This is a genomic window from Phenylobacterium sp., assembly GCF_037968635.1.
Taxonomy (GTDB): domain Bacteria; phylum Pseudomonadota; class Alphaproteobacteria; order Caulobacterales; family Caulobacteraceae; genus Phenylobacterium.
In genome coordinates, this window is the sequence record NZ_JBBKVV010000120.1 from 20564 (window position 1) to 35349 (window position 14786).

The 14786-nt window shown below is 65.1% G+C and carries 13 protein-coding genes; 6 read left to right on the forward strand and 7 right to left on the reverse strand.

Annotated elements, in window-relative coordinates; all coding sequences use genetic code 11:
* Positions 1 to 2: 2 nt before the first annotated feature.
* Complete coding sequence (locus AAC997_RS14415; protein ID WP_340646393.1) at positions 3 to 731, forward strand: dienelactone hydrolase family protein; 729 nt, start codon at positions 3 to 5, stop codon at positions 729 to 731.
* 115 nt (positions 732 to 846) lie between these two features.
* Here the strand turns inward: AAC997_RS14415 and AAC997_RS14420 are convergent, their stop codons facing one another.
* The 4 genes from AAC997_RS14420 to AAC997_RS14435 all read right to left on the reverse strand — a co-directional run bounded on the left by AAC997_RS14420 (position 847) and on the right by AAC997_RS14435 (position 7432).
* Entirely contained in the window at positions 847 to 3381 is a 2535-nt protein-coding gene (locus AAC997_RS14420; protein WP_340646394.1) for a TonB-dependent receptor, read from the reverse strand.
* 396 nt (positions 3382 to 3777) lie between these two features.
* Positions 3778 to 5034, reverse strand: a complete 1257-nt coding sequence (locus AAC997_RS14425) for a cytochrome P450 (protein ID WP_340646395.1) — start codon at positions 5032 to 5034, stop codon at positions 3778 to 3780.
* Positions 5035 to 5254: 220 nt separating this feature from the next.
* On the reverse strand, positions 5255 to 6541 hold the full coding sequence (locus AAC997_RS14430) for an MFS transporter (RefSeq protein ID WP_340646396.1): 1287 nt from the start codon (positions 6539 to 6541) through the stop codon (positions 5255 to 5257).
* A gap of 81 nt (positions 6542 to 6622) precedes the next feature.
* Positions 6623 to 7432, reverse strand: a complete 810-nt coding sequence (locus AAC997_RS14435; RefSeq protein ID WP_340646397.1) for a 2-keto-4-pentenoate hydratase — start codon at positions 7430 to 7432, stop codon at positions 6623 to 6625.
* Between the two features lie 141 nt (positions 7433 to 7573).
* On the opposite strand from AAC997_RS14435, the gene AAC997_RS14440 reads away from it, so the two are divergent.
* Both AAC997_RS14440 and AAC997_RS14445 read left to right on the forward strand, forming a co-directional pair.
* Positions 7574 to 8902 carry a pectate lyase gene (locus tag AAC997_RS14440; protein ID WP_340646398.1) on the forward strand — a complete coding sequence of 443 codons (1329 nt, stop codon included), beginning with the start codon at positions 7574 to 7576 and terminating at the stop codon, positions 8900 to 8902.
* Between the two features lie 29 nt (positions 8903 to 8931).
* Positions 8932 to 9351, forward strand: a complete 420-nt coding sequence (locus AAC997_RS14445) for a VOC family protein (protein WP_340646399.1) — start codon at positions 8932 to 8934, stop codon at positions 9349 to 9351.
* A gap of 81 nt (positions 9352 to 9432) precedes the next feature.
* Here the strand turns inward: AAC997_RS14445 and AAC997_RS14450 are convergent, their stop codons facing one another.
* Positions 9433 to 9795: an SAF domain-containing protein gene (locus tag AAC997_RS14450; RefSeq protein WP_340646400.1), complete on the reverse strand. Its 363-nt coding sequence runs from the start codon at positions 9793 to 9795 to the stop codon at positions 9433 to 9435.
* A gap of 94 nt (positions 9796 to 9889) precedes the next feature.
* Between AAC997_RS14450 and AAC997_RS14455 the strand changes: the two genes are divergently transcribed.
* Together AAC997_RS14455 and AAC997_RS14460 are read left to right on the forward strand one after the other, a co-directional pair.
* Positions 9890 to 10924: a LacI family DNA-binding transcriptional regulator gene (locus tag AAC997_RS14455; RefSeq protein WP_340646401.1), complete on the forward strand. Its 1035-nt coding sequence runs from the start codon at positions 9890 to 9892 to the stop codon at positions 10922 to 10924.
* A 105-nt stretch (positions 10925 to 11029) separates the two neighbouring features.
* Entirely contained in the window at positions 11030 to 11656 is a 627-nt protein-coding gene (locus AAC997_RS14460) for a DUF3800 domain-containing protein (protein WP_340646402.1), read from the forward strand.
* A 233-nt stretch (positions 11657 to 11889) separates the two neighbouring features.
* On the opposite strand, the gene AAC997_RS14465 is transcribed toward AAC997_RS14460, so the two are convergent.
* The gene (locus AAC997_RS14465; protein ID WP_340646403.1) at positions 11890 to 12207 is read right to left on the reverse strand and encodes a hypothetical protein; all 318 of its coding nucleotides are present in this window, start codon (positions 12205 to 12207) and stop codon (positions 11890 to 11892) included.
* Positions 12208 to 12329: 122 nt separating this feature from the next.
* On the opposite strand from AAC997_RS14465, the gene AAC997_RS14470 reads away from it, so the two are divergent.
* Complete coding sequence (locus AAC997_RS14470; protein ID WP_340646404.1) at positions 12330 to 13964, forward strand: DNA cytosine methyltransferase; 1635 nt, start codon at positions 12330 to 12332, stop codon at positions 13962 to 13964.
* Here the strand turns inward: AAC997_RS14470 and AAC997_RS14475 are convergent, their stop codons facing one another.
* Positions 13965 to 14735, reverse strand: coding sequence for a BglII/BstYI family type II restriction endonuclease (locus AAC997_RS14475; RefSeq protein WP_340646405.1), 771 nt, complete (start codon positions 14733 to 14735; stop codon positions 13965 to 13967).
* Positions 14736 to 14786: the final 51 nt, after the last annotated feature.

Consider the following 14786-nt stretch of genomic DNA (forward strand, 5'->3'; position numbering starts at 1 on the left):
CCATGATCGAACAGACCGTCGAGATCCCGACCCCGCACGGCGCGACCACCACCTTCATCGTCCACCCGGAGCGGAACGGACCCCATCCGGTGATCCTGTTCTACATGGACGCCCCGGCCATCCGCGAGGAGCTGCGCGACATGGCCCGGCGGCTGGCGAGCTCAGGGTACTATGTGGTGCTGCCCAACCTCTATTACCGGGCCGGCGTCCTGGAACTGGCGGGCTTCGCCACCGAGGACGAACGCAAGCAGATGTTCGACCTGATGGCGTCCATCAACATCGGGCTGATCATGTCCGATACCGCCGCCCTGCTGACCTACATCGACACCGACGCCGCGGCGAGCAAGGGGCCGATGGGGGCGGTGGGCTACTGCATGAGTGGGCAGTACGCGATCAACGCGGCCGCCTACTATCCGGACAAGGTCAAGGCGGCGGCCTCGATCTACGGAGTCTCCCTGGTCACTGACGCGCATGACAGCCCCCACCTGGCCGCTCAGAAGGTCCAGGGCGAGGTCTATTTCGCCTGCGCCGAGATCGACCCCTACGCCCCGCTGGAGATGGTGGAGGCGCTGGCCCAATCGGTCACCGCCAACCAGGTCAACGGCGAGGTGGAGATCTACCCTCAGGTCCAGCACGGCTTCGCCTTCCCGCAGCGCGCCGCCTATGACAAGCTGGCCGGCGAGCGCCACTGGGAACGCCTGCTGGCGCTATTCAAACGCAATCTGAGCTGAGCCTGACCGCGACGTTTGGGCGTCGGTCACGCTCGCGACAGGTGATCAGCCACGAAAAAGGGCGGCGCCGAAATCGGCGCCGCCCCAGTCGTTTCGCGGAAGGAAAAGCCGCGGCTTAGAAGCGGTACTGCAGCTCCAGCCCGTAGGTGCGGGGGAAGTTGAGCTTCACCGTCCGGCGGTTACCCACCTGCGGCGACGGCACCGTCGGGGTCGAGGACTGATAGGCGACCTCGTCGGTCAGGTTCTTGACGAACCCGATGACCGTGAAGCGGTCCTCGCCGTCCTTCCAGATCAACCGGGCGTCGGTGATGCTGTTGGAGGGCGCGGTGTACAGCGGCGACGCGAAGATCGTCGTCTGCTGGTCGTCGGTATAGGTGTAGCTGGCGCCGGCGGTCAGCGAGCCGGCGTCGAAGTGCCAGGTGTAGTTGGCGTTGAAGTTGAACTTGTTCTCAGGCGCCAGCGGCATTTGATTGCCCACCAGGGTCTGGTTCATCGTCGTGGAGCCGACCGCGACCGGACCAACCGGGCGGGCGCCCGCTTGCAGGGCCCTGGGGTCGGTGGTGTCGACGAAGCAGCAGCCCTTGGTGATCTCGGTGTGGAGATAGGCGTAGCTGGCCGACAGCACCAGGTTGTCGATCGGCGACCACTGGCCTTCGACTTCCAGGCCGTAGACCTCGGCGTCGAGGTTCAGGAACTGGGTGCCGGTGGAGCCGGTGGTCGGGTTCAGAACCACGCTCAACGGAGTCTGGAAGCCCTGATAGTCGTTGTAGAACAGGGCGCTGTTCACCTGCAGACGGCCGCCCCAGGTCTTCTTGAGGCCCAGCTCGTAGCTGTCGACATATTCCGGATCGGCGTAGGGCTGCGGCGAGAGGCCGTTGGAGGCCACCCAGCCACCCGACTTGTAGCCGCGGCTGTAGCGCAGGTAGGCGTTGGTGTCGGAGTCAGGCTGCCACTGCACGCCGAAGGTGCCGCTCCAGGCGTCCCAGGACCCCGAGAGATTGCGTTGCAGGCCGCCCGTGGGCAGCTGGGTCACGTTGGCATAGAGCGGGTTGGACAGGCACGACGCGATCGTCGCGCCGCCGCAGACCACGAAGGTGGTGAAGTCCACCGCCGCCTGGCCGCCGGCCGCGCCGGGAACGCCGCCCAAGGCCAGCACGGTCGTGGTCGTCGGAGACCGCGAGACGTAGCGGGCGAAGTCGGTGCCTTCCTTCTCGTCCTTGGTGTAGCGCAGGCCCGCAGTCAGCTTCCAGGTGTCGGCGAACTCCCAGTCGGCCTGTGCGAAGGCGGCGTAGGAGTCGACCTCCAGGTGTCCGTCGACCTTCAGGTAGTTGCCCTCGGGGTTCGGCGCCGCCGCGCCGCCGGTGGCCAGGTTGATGGGGTTCTGCACCGACGGATCGCCGAGCACCCGCAGGCCCTGCGGCTGGTCATAGGTCTGATGGTACTGATAGACGCCGCCGATCAGTTGCAGCGGGCCGTCCCAGTTGGTGGACAGGTTGATCTCGTTGGAGAACCACTTCTGGCGCTCCTGATAGAAGAAGGCCTGGTCGGGCGAGACGTTGTTGGCGGTATAGGCGCCGAACGGGGTCGCGGCCGGGACGCTGAAGTTGCCCGTGCGCGGGGTGCCGTCCTGATCGCCGCCGGTGTCGTAGACATAGGCCTGATAGCCGGCCAGGTACTTCAGGGTGTAGTCGCCCAGGTCCCAGGTCAGGTCGAAGTGCAGGCGGTTGTGATCCGACAGCTTGCCGTAGTTGGTGCGGTTGGTGTTGATCTCATAGGGATCGGCGATGGCCGGGTTGGTCCCGGTGTAGCCGAGGGTGGCGTTGTAATAGAGCGCCGGGTTGCCGAGCCCCACCAGAGCGGTGGTGTCATAGGGCGAGATCCCGGCTTCGAAGACGTTGCCGACCCCGTAGCTGTCGTCCCAGTCGAACTTCGAATAGCGCAGGCGGGCGACAATGTTCTCGCCAAGGTCGGCTTCGACCTGGGCTTCGACCATGTAGCGCTTGACCGCGCCGGTGTCGCCGGCTGGGCCGCGGTTGTTGATGAAGCCTTCCTCGCGGCGCTCCAGCGAACCGCCCAGCAGGAAGCGCAGGTGGTCGACGACGGAGCCGCGGATCAGGGCGTCGGTGCGCCAAACGCCGTAGTTGCCCACGGTGGCGCGGACTTCGCCGTTGAACTCTTCGGTCGGACGCTTGGCGATGATGTTCAGCGCGCCGCCGATGGAGTTGCGGCCATACAGGGTGCCCTGGGGCCCGCGCAGGATTTCCGTCCGCTCGATGAAGAGCGACGGGGTCGAGGCGTCGGCCATGGAGTTGGAGAAGATGCCGTCCGAATACAGCGCCACCGACGGGTCGGTGCCGATGGAGTTGGTCAGGCGACCAAAGCCGCGGATCGAGAGGCGGTCATTGTTGGTGTAGCTGAGGCTGGGCGTCATGCGCGCCAGATCCTCGACCGTGGCGACGCCGAGCAGGTCGCGCTTCTCACTGGTGTAGGCGGTGATCGCCACCGGCACGTCCTGCAGGCTGGCTTCACGCTTTTCAGCGGTGACCACCAGTTCCTCGATCGTGACCGGAGGGGCGCCAGCTTGCGCCATGGCCGAACCGGCGCAAGCCAGAGCGGCGGCGGAGACGCCGGCAACCAGCGCGCTCCGCATAAGCAGAGAATTCCTCATCCTAGTACCTCCCAACGCGTCCGGAGCTCTTGTACGGCTCTCGGCGGCAATACTTTGAGATAGCAGACTCGAACTGCGTTCGGATAGGGGTCAATTTGTGTTTAAATTCAATGTTCCAATTGACCTTGGGTAATGATCCTACCCGCTATGAGGTGAAAATCGGGGAGATTGTTGTGCGCATACGTCAATAAAACGACGTTACACCAATCGTCATCTTGGTAAATCTTGGCGAATGTCGAACGTCGTTATATGAACAAGGTTCCGAAGGCGACTGGTTTGGAACGATTTCGCTCCGCGTTGGCCGTGACAGCGAAACGCCGCCCCCCAATTCGGGGGGCGGCGTGCCTGTTGCGCTATACTGTCAGAACTCAGGTTTGATCAGTAACGGGTGGGAATGACCACTTTCATGCTTTCGTAGCCCTTCACGAAGCTGGAATAGACCCGCTTTGGCTCGCTCACGACCTGGATATCGGGGAAGCGCGCAAGGATCTCTTCCCAGATGATCTTCAGTTGCAGTTCGGCCAAGCGGTTGCCCACGCAGCGGTGGATGCCGAAGCCGAAGGAGATGTGCTGGCGAGGACGCTCGCGGTCGATGATGTAGGCGTTCGGGTTCTCGATCACTTCGTCGTCGCGGTTGCCCGAGACATACCACATGACGACCTTGTCGCCGGCCTTGATGGTCTTGCCGCCGATCTCGAAGTCCCGCGTCGCGATGCGGCGCATGTGGGCCAGGGGGGTCTGCCAGCGAATGGTCTCTGAGACCATCGAAGGGATCAGGCCCGGATTCTCGCGCAGCTTCTTGTACTGGTCGGGGTTCTGGTTCAGCGCCAGGACAGATCCGGTGATGGTGTTGCGGGTGGTGTCGTTGCCGCCGACGGTCAGCAGCACGACGTTCCCGAAATACTCGCGCGGCTCCATGTTCCGGGTGGCCTCGCCGTGGGCCAGCATGGAGATCAGGTCACCCTTCGGCGGCGCATTGACCCGTTCGTTCCACAGCTTGGTGAAGTAGCCGTGGTACTCGACGAAAATCTCCATCTTCTGTTCGATCGTGTCGATCAGGCCTTGGCCAGGCGCCGCGGTCACCACGTCGGACCAGTAGGTCAGCTTGCGGCGATCTTCCTGCGGCATGTCGAACAGGGTCGCCAGGGTCATGGCGGTCAGTTCCATGGAGACCTTGTCGACCCAGTCGAACTCCTCGCCGATCGGCAGGCTGTCGAGGATCGCGGCGGCGCGCTCGCGGATCAGCGGTTCGAGGAGGGCCAGGTTCATCGGCGACACCGCCGGGCTGACCGTCTTGCGCTGCACGTCGTGCTTGGGCGGGTCCATGGCGATGAACATCGGCAGGGGGCCCTCGCCGGCCGTCTGGTTGGCGATGGTGATGCCGCCTTCGGAGGAGAAGGCCTCGTGGTTCGTGTCCACGGTCATGATGTCGTTGTACTTGGTGATCGACCAGTACGGGCCGAACTCATGGTCGGCCGTGTAGTGAACCGGGTCTTCCTTCCGCAGGCGCTCGAAGAGGGCCCAGTGCGCATCCTGGCGGAACAGCTCGGGCTGCGCCGGATCCAGCAGTTCGAGGGGCGTCGCATAGACCTTCGCGCGCACGTCGCTGTTCAGGTCGATTGATCCGTCGCTCATGTCTGTTCCTCCGGTTGCCTAGCCCATTGAAGGAAAATGACGGGGGCGTCAACTTGTGACGGCGCCGTCGCGTCACACAGCCCCGTGAGCGGCAGGACCATCTTCCGTCAAGCCGCCGGATGCTGGTCAGTGGCGCGTGCGTGCGGAACCTGAGGCCCGCGTTTCGGCGGCGACCACGGGGCCAGGGCGCTGGCTCCCTGGTCGCACGATGGTTTGTCGCTCAGATCTTGGCGGGTGCGAGCTTCGGCGACAGCACATGAACCGCCAGCAGGGCCAGGAAGTAGATGCAGCCACAGACCGCGAAGATCGGGCCGTAGCCGCCGGCGGACTCAAGCACCTGGCCCACTGACTTGGCCATCACCATGCCGCCGATGCCCCCCAGCATCCCGCCGATACCGATGACGGAACCCACGGCGCTTCTGGGGAAGACGTCACCCGGCAGGGTGTAGAGGTTGGCCGAGAAGGCCTGGTGCGCCGCCGCCACCAGGCCGACGACAGCGGTGGCGGTCCAAAGGTCGTGGATCTGATTGATGAAGAAGTAGGGCAGGGTGGCGAAGGCGCAGAGCAGCATGGTGATCTTGCGCGAGAAGTTGAGGCTGTAACCGGCCTTCATCAGGCGCGAGGACATCCAGCCGCCGCCCACGCTGCCGACGTCGGAGATCAGATAGACCGCCGCCAGCACCAGACCGAAGGTGGTCAGGTCCAGCTCGAAGGTCTTCTTGAAGTAGTCGGGCAGCCAGAACAGCAGCATCCACCAGACCGGATCGATCAGGAACTTGCCGAGCGCATAGGCCCAGGTCTCGCGCTTGCCCGCGACCTTCAGCCAGCTGACCTTCTGATCAGAATCCTCGGGGTCGGAGCGGATGTGGGCCAGCTCGGCCGCGTTCACCTTCGGCTCCTTCTCGGGCGACCGGTACATGACCAGCCAGGCCACGATCCACAGCATGCCGATGACGCCGGTGATGACGAAAGCCGCCCGCCAGCCGTAGGCCAGCATGATCATGGGGGCGAGCAGGGGGGTGATCACCGCCCCGATATTGGCCCCGGCGTTGAAGATGCCGGTGGCGAAGGCGCGCTCCTTCTTCGGGAACCACTCGGTGACCGCCTTGACCCCGCCGGGGAAGTTGCCGCCCTCACCGACACCCAGGGCCATGCGCACCAGGAAGAACTGGTTGAGGCTGCTGGCGCCGGCATGGGCGATGTGGGCCAGTTGCCAGATGATGAAGGCCGAGGCGTAGCCGATCTTGGCGCCCACCCGGTCCACGAACGCCCCGAACAGCAGGTAGGACGTCGCATAGGCGGCTTGGAAGTAGAAGACGATGTCGGCGTAGTCGGTCTCGCTCCAACCCATCTCCTTGGACATGAAGGGCTTGAGGACCCCCAGCATCTGGCGATCGACATAGTTGATCACCACGGCGGTGAAGAGCAGGGCGCAGATCACCCAGCGGCGGCGCGTCATCTTGCCGTCCGCCGCGACGGCGGGGCCGGTGTCTGTGGTGGTGGTCATGGACAAAACGCCCTTTTGTTTCTTCGCCTTGGCGACATCTCTTGACCCCCGCGCCATCGCCAAGCGTGGGAGATTGTCTCTCTAGTCCGCGGGCGGCGCCCGGTAAGCGCGGCAGGCGATTTCGCCATAGCCGTCGAAGCGCACCGCGCCGCTCTGGCCTGCCACGATGTCATGGATCCCGGCGGCGGCGCCGGTGCAGATGTACATGCCGGCCTTCAACGGGCGGCCGCGTCGCGCGGTGTTCTCGGCCAGGAAACGGATGGATTCAACCGGTCCTCCGGGCAGGACAAACGCCCCGCCCTGGCCCATGACCCGGCCCTCGATCACCGTTTCGCATCGAAGATCCTCGATGCGGCGGCTGCGCCAGTCGACGATCTCCGCGCCCACCATGAGCCCGGCGTTGTTGCCGAAATCCGAAACCACGACGGTCGGCCCCAGTATGTTGATACTGGCCAGGGGGCTGCCCGCCGGTTCCATGCCGATGTGCAGGGCGCCGATCAGCTCGATGGCCTCCTGAGCGGTCCAGGTCAGCTTGTCTGCGGGGGCGTCAAAGGCGATCCGGGCCACATACTCGGCCTCGACCGCCGCGAAGCCGCCCTCGAAAACCGGGAACGGCGTCACGTCGCCGGGCTTCACATGCCAGAGGGACTTGGCGAACACCGGGCCGCAGATGCGGTTGCTCTTCAGCCGTGCCTCATGCTCGGGCGGCACACGTCCGACCTTCCAGCCGATGACCTCATCAGGCCAGAGCTTCAGCGCCGCGTCCTGGACGCGGTAACCGGTGGCAAGATCGCTCGGCACGGGGCCAGGGTAGTCGGGAAGGGCGGTCGCCGAACGCCGTGCGCGGACGAACCGCGCCGCCACGTCGTCCGTGGGAAAGCCATCGGCCATGCTTGCCGCCGGAACGCTCACGCGAATTTGCCTCCCCACCCGCTCGCCCTCGAAAGGCGCTGTTGTCTCTAGAGGAAACCGGTGTCATTTTCAAATCAAGTCCCAAATTCGCAATTTCGGGGGACGTCAGGGAGAGTCTCCATGGCCATGCGCCTTGCCGCAGTCGCGGCGTTTTCCATCCTGCTTGTGGGCGGCGCGGTCCGGGCGGCCGAACCTCTGGCCTTCCCCGGCGCGCAGGGCTGGGCGGCGACCACACCGGGCGGGCGCGGGGGGCGGATCATCAAGGTCACGACGCTCGCCTCGGAGGGGCCAGGCTCCCTTCGGGAGGCGGTGGAGGCAAACGGCGCGCGCATCGTGGTCTTCGAGGTGGGCGGGGTCATCGATCTCGACCGCAGGACCCTGAAGATCAGCGAACCATTCCTGACCATCGCCGGCCAGACGGCCCCGTCGCCGGGAATCACCCTGATCCGGGGGGGCATGGACGTCTCGGCCCATGACGTGATCCTGCAGCACATCCGCGTCCGTCCCGGAGAGGCCGGTCAGCCCAAGAAGGGCGGCTGGGAGGAGGACGGATTCTCCACGGTCGGCGGGGCCTACAACGTTATCGTCGACCACTGCACCTTCACCTGGGCGACCGACGAGAACCTGTCGGTCTCCGGTCTGAGGTTCGTGGGCAAGACCCCCGACGATTGGCGGGCGGCGACCTCGCACAGGATCACCTATTCCAACAATATCATCGCCGAGAGCCTGGCCTATTCGACCCACGCCAAGATCGAGCATTCCAAGGGCAGCCTGATCCACGACAATGCGTCGGATCTGCTGATCGTCGGCAACCTCTACGCCCACAACTACGAGCGCAACGCGCTGTTCAAGGGCGGGGTGCGGGCGGTGATGGCCAACAATCTGATCTACAATCCGGGCCAACGGGTGCTGCACTACAACCTGCAGGCCAATGAGTGGGGCGACCACCCCTATCAGACCGGCCAGATCGTCGCGGTGGGCAACGCCATGCGGGCCGGAATCTCAACCCCCGACCAACTCGCCTTCTTCGAACTCGGGGGCGACGGCGACGTGGAGTACTACGGCCGCGACAACATCGCCGTGGACCGGATCGGCCGGCCCCTGCCGATGCTGGGCCGCTACACCACGGGGCCCGCCAGGATCATCGAGACCAAGACGCCGCCGACCTGGCCCGAGGGTTTCAAGCCGATGGCCGCCGTCGACGTGCAGAAGTCGGTGTTGATGAACGTCGGCGCCCGGCCCTGGGATCGGGACTATGACGATGTCCGGCTGCTGGCCGACGTGGCCGAGGGGCGTGGGACGATCATCGATTCCGAGCAGGCCCTGCATGGCTACCCGGTCCAGACGCCGACGGCGCGGCGGTTCCACGAGGCCGACTGGAACCTGCAGGACATGACGCCCAAGCGGCCGGAGGTGCTGGATTCCGGCGCCAAGGCGAAGGGAACCTAGCCACGGCGTTTCGGCGTTAGACTGCCGCCATGCAGCAACAGATTTCAGTCATCACCCTCGGCATCGCCGATCTCACGCGCTCCAAGCGGTTCTACAGCGACGGCTTCGGCTGGGCGCCGGTGTTCGAGAACGAGGAGATCGCCTTCTACCAGATGAACGGCTTGGTGCTGGGGACCTGGCTGAAGACCAGCCTGGAGGATGACATGCAGCGGCCCACGGTGACGCCGGGGGCCTTTGCCCTGGCCCACAATGTGTCTGGCAAGGACGACGTCCAGCCGCTGATCGACCGGCTGGCGGCGGCGGGCGGCAAGGTGCTGCGGTCCGGCGACGCGCCGCCCCACGGCGGCTTCCGCGGCTATGTCGCCGATCCGGACGGCCACGCCTGGGAGATCGCGCACAACCCGGCCTGGAAGATCGACGCCGACGGCCACGTGACCTTCGGGGTCTAGGGCCAGGCGTCGGTGAGGCCCGTGTCGGCCTCGACTTGCGCCCGCAGCACGTCGTCGGTGGCGGGCGTGCGGTGCAGAGGATCAGATCTCGTTGCGGGTCCCGACCCGGCCGCCGGCCCGCCGGTAGCCGTCGAAGCTCAGCTCCTCGCCCAACATGTCGGCCGCCACGGAGGGAAGATAACGGTCGTCCTCCAGCCCCGAGAGCTTGGTCGCCAGATTGTGGCTGTGCACGTGTTCGCCGGGTTCGATGTCCGCCCGCGCATGGCCGATGGGCCAGCCGTACTTCAACACCGGTTCGCCCGCCAACACCTTGCGCAGCGCCAGTTTGTGGCCCGCGGGGATGTCGGCGTTCACCGGCCAACCATCGACCACGCTTGACCGTTGAAGTCCCACCAAGGCGGTGGCCACGTCGTCGCGGGGATCGAGGCGCAACAGGCTGCTCATGCCTCATGATACCGGTGTCATGTCCGCGAGCATAGGCCTTGGCGCAAACCCGCCGCACAGGTTATGACACCGGGACAAAAGAGGACATTTGCCCGTGGCGACACGCGACCCCGGCGCCGCCAAGCGCCACACCATCAACGACGTCGCCCGCCTGGCCGGGGTGTCGAAGAAGACCGTCAGCCGGGTCATCAACGAGAGCCCCTTCGTCAAGGAGGAGACCCGCAAGGCGGTCCTGGAGATCATGCGCGAGACGGGCTACGTCCCCGACCCGCAGGCCCGCGGCCTGGCCTTCCGCCGCGCCTTCCTGGTGGGGCTGATCTACGACAACCCCAACCCCCAGCACACCATCAGCCACCAGCAGGGCCTGCTGGACGCCATGGCCGGCTCGGGCTTCGAGCTGGTGGTCCGCCCGGTGGACCGCAATTCCCCCCGCCTGCTGGCCGACATGCGCGACTTCGTGGAGCGCCAGAAACTGTTCGCCGTGGTCCTGCCCTCGCCGGTCTCGGAGGACGAGGCCCTGGCCGCCCTGCTGCGAGAGCTGGACGTCCCCTATGTGCGCATCGGCTCCGTCGCCCTGGACGAACCCGACCGCATGCTGGTCAGCCACGACGGCAAGGGCGCGGCGCAAGCCGCCCGCCACCTGGCCGACCTTGGCCACACCCGCATCGCGCTCATCTCCGGCCCCCCCACCTTCCGCTCGTCGATGGAGCGCAAGAAGGGCTTCGAGGCGGGCCTGGCGGAGGCCGGCCTGACGCTCTCCCCCGACCTCGCCAAGATCGGCGCCTATACCTATGAGAGCGGCGTCAACGCCGCCCAGGAACTCTTTTCCCTGGAGGCCCGCCCCACGGCGGTCTTCTGCCTCAATGACGAGATGGCCACCGGGGTCTACACCGCCGCCCGGGAAGCGGGCCTGCGCATCCCCGAGGATGTCTCCGTCGTCGGCTACGACGACGCCCCCATCGCCGTGCGCCTCTGGCCCCCCATGACCTCGGTGCGGCTGCCCCTGCGCGACATGGGCCGGATGGCCGGCGAGATGCTGGTGCCCAACGCCCTGCGCGAGAAGCGCGCCGACGCCCACGAGGTGCAGCCGCAGCTGGTGGTGCGGGAGTCTACGGGGAAGGTGGGGTAGGGGGCGGCTCTGGCGCGAGGACGCCACGACCTTGATCTAGACGTGAAATGAGCCACGCGGGACTATGAGGCGCAACCTCAGGTGCGCCAATCAGGGAGGCGGTCGTTGGCCTTTTCGGACTTCATCGTGTTCGCTGACGAAAGCGGCACGCCCGTTCTGGACAACCCCGACCCCACCTTTCCGGTATTCGTGCTCAACTGCGTGCTGATTGCGAAGGATGCCTATGCGCGGCAGCTCGTTCCCAGCCTGCAAACCCTGAAATTCGAGACGGTCGGCCACGATCAGCTGATCTTGCATGAACGGGACATCCGCCGACAGCAGAACGATTTCGCCTTCCTGCAGCGTGGCGCCGAGGTTCGGGCGACTTTTCTTGAGCGCATAAACACCCTGGTCGAGACCTCAGATGTCACGGTCGCGGCGGCCGTCATCCACAAGGTTCGGCTGGCGCAAAAATACGCTCATCCTTGGAGTCCCTACGAGATCGGCCTTCAGTTCTGCCTGGAGACGCTACTGGATCGCCTCGTGGCGCTGGGCCAGACGGGCAGGCTGGTGCATGTGTTGTTCGAGGCGCGAGGCAGACGGGAAGCCGAGAGCTTGAACTGTTCTTTCGCCGCGTCGCGAGCAATCAGGCGAATTGGGGCTATCGGCAACCCGACTTCACGCAACTGCAGTGGGAGCCGCTCTTCGTGGACAAGCGGTCCAATTCCTCCGGGTTGCAGCTCGCGGACCTGATGGCCAGGCCAATCGGCCTGAAGGTGCTGCGCCCCTTACAGCCGAACCGCGCCTTCGAGGTCTTGCGGCCCAAGCTCATTCACGGGGGCCTGAAGACCTTTCCATGAGCCGGTGGGCCTCATAGCAGAAAGGCCCCCGAGGTTTCCCCAGGAGCCCAGCGCCGACCGAGAAACCCCAGTCCACTTGCGTGTAAGATAGCACGTTCCAGCGATTTTTCAAGAAAGCAGCGTCGCTCACGCCGCGCGCCGCGCCGCGTAGCGGCCGTCGGGCAGGGCGGTGACGCGGCCATAGCGGGCAAGGTTGGTGAGGGCCTGGAGGACGCGCTGCTCGATCTTCTTGCCGCCGCCCTTGAAGGCGCGGGAGAGTTCGGCGGGGTCCATGGGGCGGGCGGCGGCGGTGAGGATGGCCTCGATGGCGAGCGGCTGTTCGTAGCGGTCCTTGGGCCAGGGCGGCAGGCCCTTGTCGAGGGCGACCACGGTCTCGCCCAGGTCCAGCTCGCCGGTCTTGCAATCGTCTAGCCCCGCCGAGAAGCATAGCTCCGCCCCACACATCCCACAGTCCTAATCTTACGCGCACGCAAAGAGAACAATGCAAGAACTTTTTTCTTGCTCCTCCGCCCACTCGCGGTAGAATCGCGTAGGCTGAACTTGCAAACTAAACAGGATGTAGGCGCGTGCGTGCGATCGACCTCTATGCAGGGATAGGAGGCTGGAGCCTCGGCCTTCGTCTCGCGGGGGTGGAGGTCGTCGCCTCCTATGAATGGTGGCAGCCAGCGATCGACACCCACAACGGGAACCACGGCGGGACCCTGGCGCCGGTCGACATTCGCAAGCTCGCCCTGGCCGACCTTCCCAGCGATATCGACTTGGTGGTCGGCAGCCCGCCCTGCACTGAGTTCTCCTACGCAAATCGGGGCGGCAGCGGCGATATTGTCGAGGGCCTCAAGGACTTGGTGAAGTTCCTTGAGGTGGTCGACCACCTCAAGCCTCGGTGGTGGGCGCTCGAGAACGTGCCGCGCGTCGCCGATGTCCTGGAGCGGGGCCTGCGTGATCCCCAGCATGTGCTCTACCGGTTTAAGCACCTCGCGCCGCAGATCGAGGTTGTGGACTTCTCCGAGTTCGGGGCGCCGCAGGCCCGCCGACGCTGCATCGCCGGCAACATCCCCCTGGACCTTGTCCGGGCGTTCCAGCCTAAGCTGGGCAAGCCCACCCTTGGCGGCGTGGTGACGGCGCTGGCGTCGAAGGACGTCGTCACCGACCCTGTCTGGGGCGTCGCCATCTCCGCGAACCAGCTGACGGAGATGGAGGCGGAGGCGGCCCTCAATGGCGAAGAGCTGCGCATGAACCGCGAGGCCAAGGCCTATCACCCGGTTTACAACAACATGGCCTTCCCCGATCCGATGGACGAGCCGGCCCGCACCGTGACCGCGACCTGTACCCGGGTGTCGCGTGAGAGCATCGTCATCTCTGATCCGCGATTTGCGGGCTCCTTCCGGCGCCTGACGATCCGGGAGCGCGGCTGCCTGCAGGGCTTCCCGATCACCTATCAGTTCTATGGCCGGTCGTTCGCTGAGAAGGCGAAGATGATTGGCAACGCCATCCCGCCCACTTTCACTCATCTATTGGCACTGGCTGCGCAGGGCGTGGCGCCTGGGACTTTCAAGGGTTTGGACCATTCCGGCGGGCAACTCGAATTGCCTGCCTTACCCGCACCGGTCACCTTGACGGACAGGGAAGGGCGGACCTATCCGGAGAAACGAAGCTTCCGCGCCGCCGTGCCGGGTCTCCGTTTCAAGAGCGGCATGCGCTTCGAGCTTTCGAACGCCTTCGACGATGGTGTTCCCGGTTGGCGTATGAGGTTCTTTTTCGGTTCGTCCAAGGATGTGCGCGAAGTCGTGTTCGACGGCGCAATCTGGGACGAGTTCAAGGACACACCTGTGGGCGCGACCCTGGGCACGCTCTCGGGCGCCTTCCGTGCGGCGGCGGCCGAACTTGGGCGGACCGATGCGGAGCGTCTGCAGCGGACCTGGACCCACCGCGCCGATGGCTTGGCGCCCTTCGGCGTCGTTGATCTCCTTGGTGATCTGGCGGAGAAGGTGCACGCGCGCCTGCTGGCCGACTGCGGCGCGTCGATCGAGGCGGATGCCGAGCGATATGTCGTGGTGGTGGCCGAGGAGGCTGCTGGCGCTGGCAAGCTTCCAAACAGACGCAAGCTGGAACGCTACGCGCTCAGGATTCTCAGCGGGTTCCTGGTTTCCGACTGGTTCAACGGCCTAGCCTGGCACGATGAGGCACGCGCAGCCGCCTGACTAGGGCGCGACGCCTAGCACAATCAGCGGCACGCCCGGCACGCCACGACCTTCGCGGATGAGATTGTGGAGCTCCTTCTCGTAATAAGAGGGCCCTGACGACATCTCGGCCTGTAGGGATTTCATAGGCAGGATTTCGACACCAACATCGATGGTGTCCGCTACATAGAACGCTAGGTGCTTTACGAAGAGGTCGTAGGCGACGAAGGCGTACTTGCCGAACTGGACCTCCACGGCGACACGGTCCTTGACGAAATCCGTTTGGTTGAAGGTCTGGAACGGCTCGAAGCCGGCCTCGATGATCTCGCGCTCCTGCTCCTTGAACGGCAGGTCGATGATCTTCCGATTGGTCTGGGGGTCCTCGCAGACCCAATAATTTGTCTGCACGCTCTTCCAGGCTGGGCTGCAGCGGCGAAAGCCCTCCTTGAACGAGGCGTTCATGTCGCTAGGCGAGTAGAGGACCTTGCCGAGCATGCGGGCCTCCTTCGAGACCTTGGTGCGGCAGCTGTCGGCGTCGACTTCCTCAATTACGCGGCAGATTTCTTTCCAGAGAGCGGGCTTGCGCGCCTCCAGGAACTCCAGGCCGTTCAAATGCGAGTAGTGCTGGACGATCCGCAAACCGCTCGCCTTCCTTCCAATGGTCCAGTCTACCGTCCTTCGATTCGGTGGTGGCATCGACTCAGGAGAGGGTCTCCTGGTTGCGACCCAGGGGGTGGATCGGTGTTTGAACGGCTCGTCGAGCAGGGCTTCCAGGTGGAGTTCCACAGCCATGCGCGAGCGATCCTCAGCGTGGACTTCCCGTCTGCAGCAGAGGAACTGGAG

Excerpts from the sequence above, each read along its gene's own strand:
- AAC997_RS14415 (WP_340646393.1), top strand. The coding sequence starts at position 3 with ATGATCGAACAGACCGTCGAGATCCCGACCCCGCACGGCGCGACCACC.
- AAC997_RS14420 (WP_340646394.1), bottom strand. The coding sequence starts at position 3,381 with ATGCGGAGCGCGCTGGTTGCCGGCGTCTCCGCCGCCGCTCTGGCTTGC.
- AAC997_RS14425 (WP_340646395.1), bottom strand. The coding sequence starts at position 5,034 with ATGAGCGACGGATCAATCGACCTGAACAGCGACGTGCGCGCGAAGGTC.
- AAC997_RS14430 (WP_340646396.1), bottom strand. The coding sequence starts at position 6,541 with ATGACCACCACCACAGACACCGGCCCCGCCGTCGCGGCGGACGGCAAG.
- AAC997_RS14435 (WP_340646397.1), bottom strand. The coding sequence starts at position 7,432 with ATGGCCGATGGCTTTCCCACGGACGACGTGGCGGCGCGGTTCGTCCGC.
- AAC997_RS14440 (WP_340646398.1), top strand. The coding sequence starts at position 7,574 with ATGGCCATGCGCCTTGCCGCAGTCGCGGCGTTTTCCATCCTGCTTGTG.
- AAC997_RS14445 (WP_340646399.1), top strand. The coding sequence starts at position 8,932 with ATGCAGCAACAGATTTCAGTCATCACCCTCGGCATCGCCGATCTCACG.
- AAC997_RS14450 (WP_340646400.1), bottom strand. The coding sequence starts at position 9,795 with ATGAGCAGCCTGTTGCGCCTCGATCCCCGCGACGACGTGGCCACCGCC.
- AAC997_RS14465 (WP_340646403.1), bottom strand. The coding sequence starts at position 12,207 with ATGTGTGGGGCGGAGCTATGCTTCTCGGCGGGGCTAGACGATTGCAAG.
- AAC997_RS14475 (WP_340646405.1), bottom strand. The coding sequence starts at position 14,735 with ATGGCTGTGGAACTCCACCTGGAAGCCCTGCTCGACGAGCCGTTCAAA.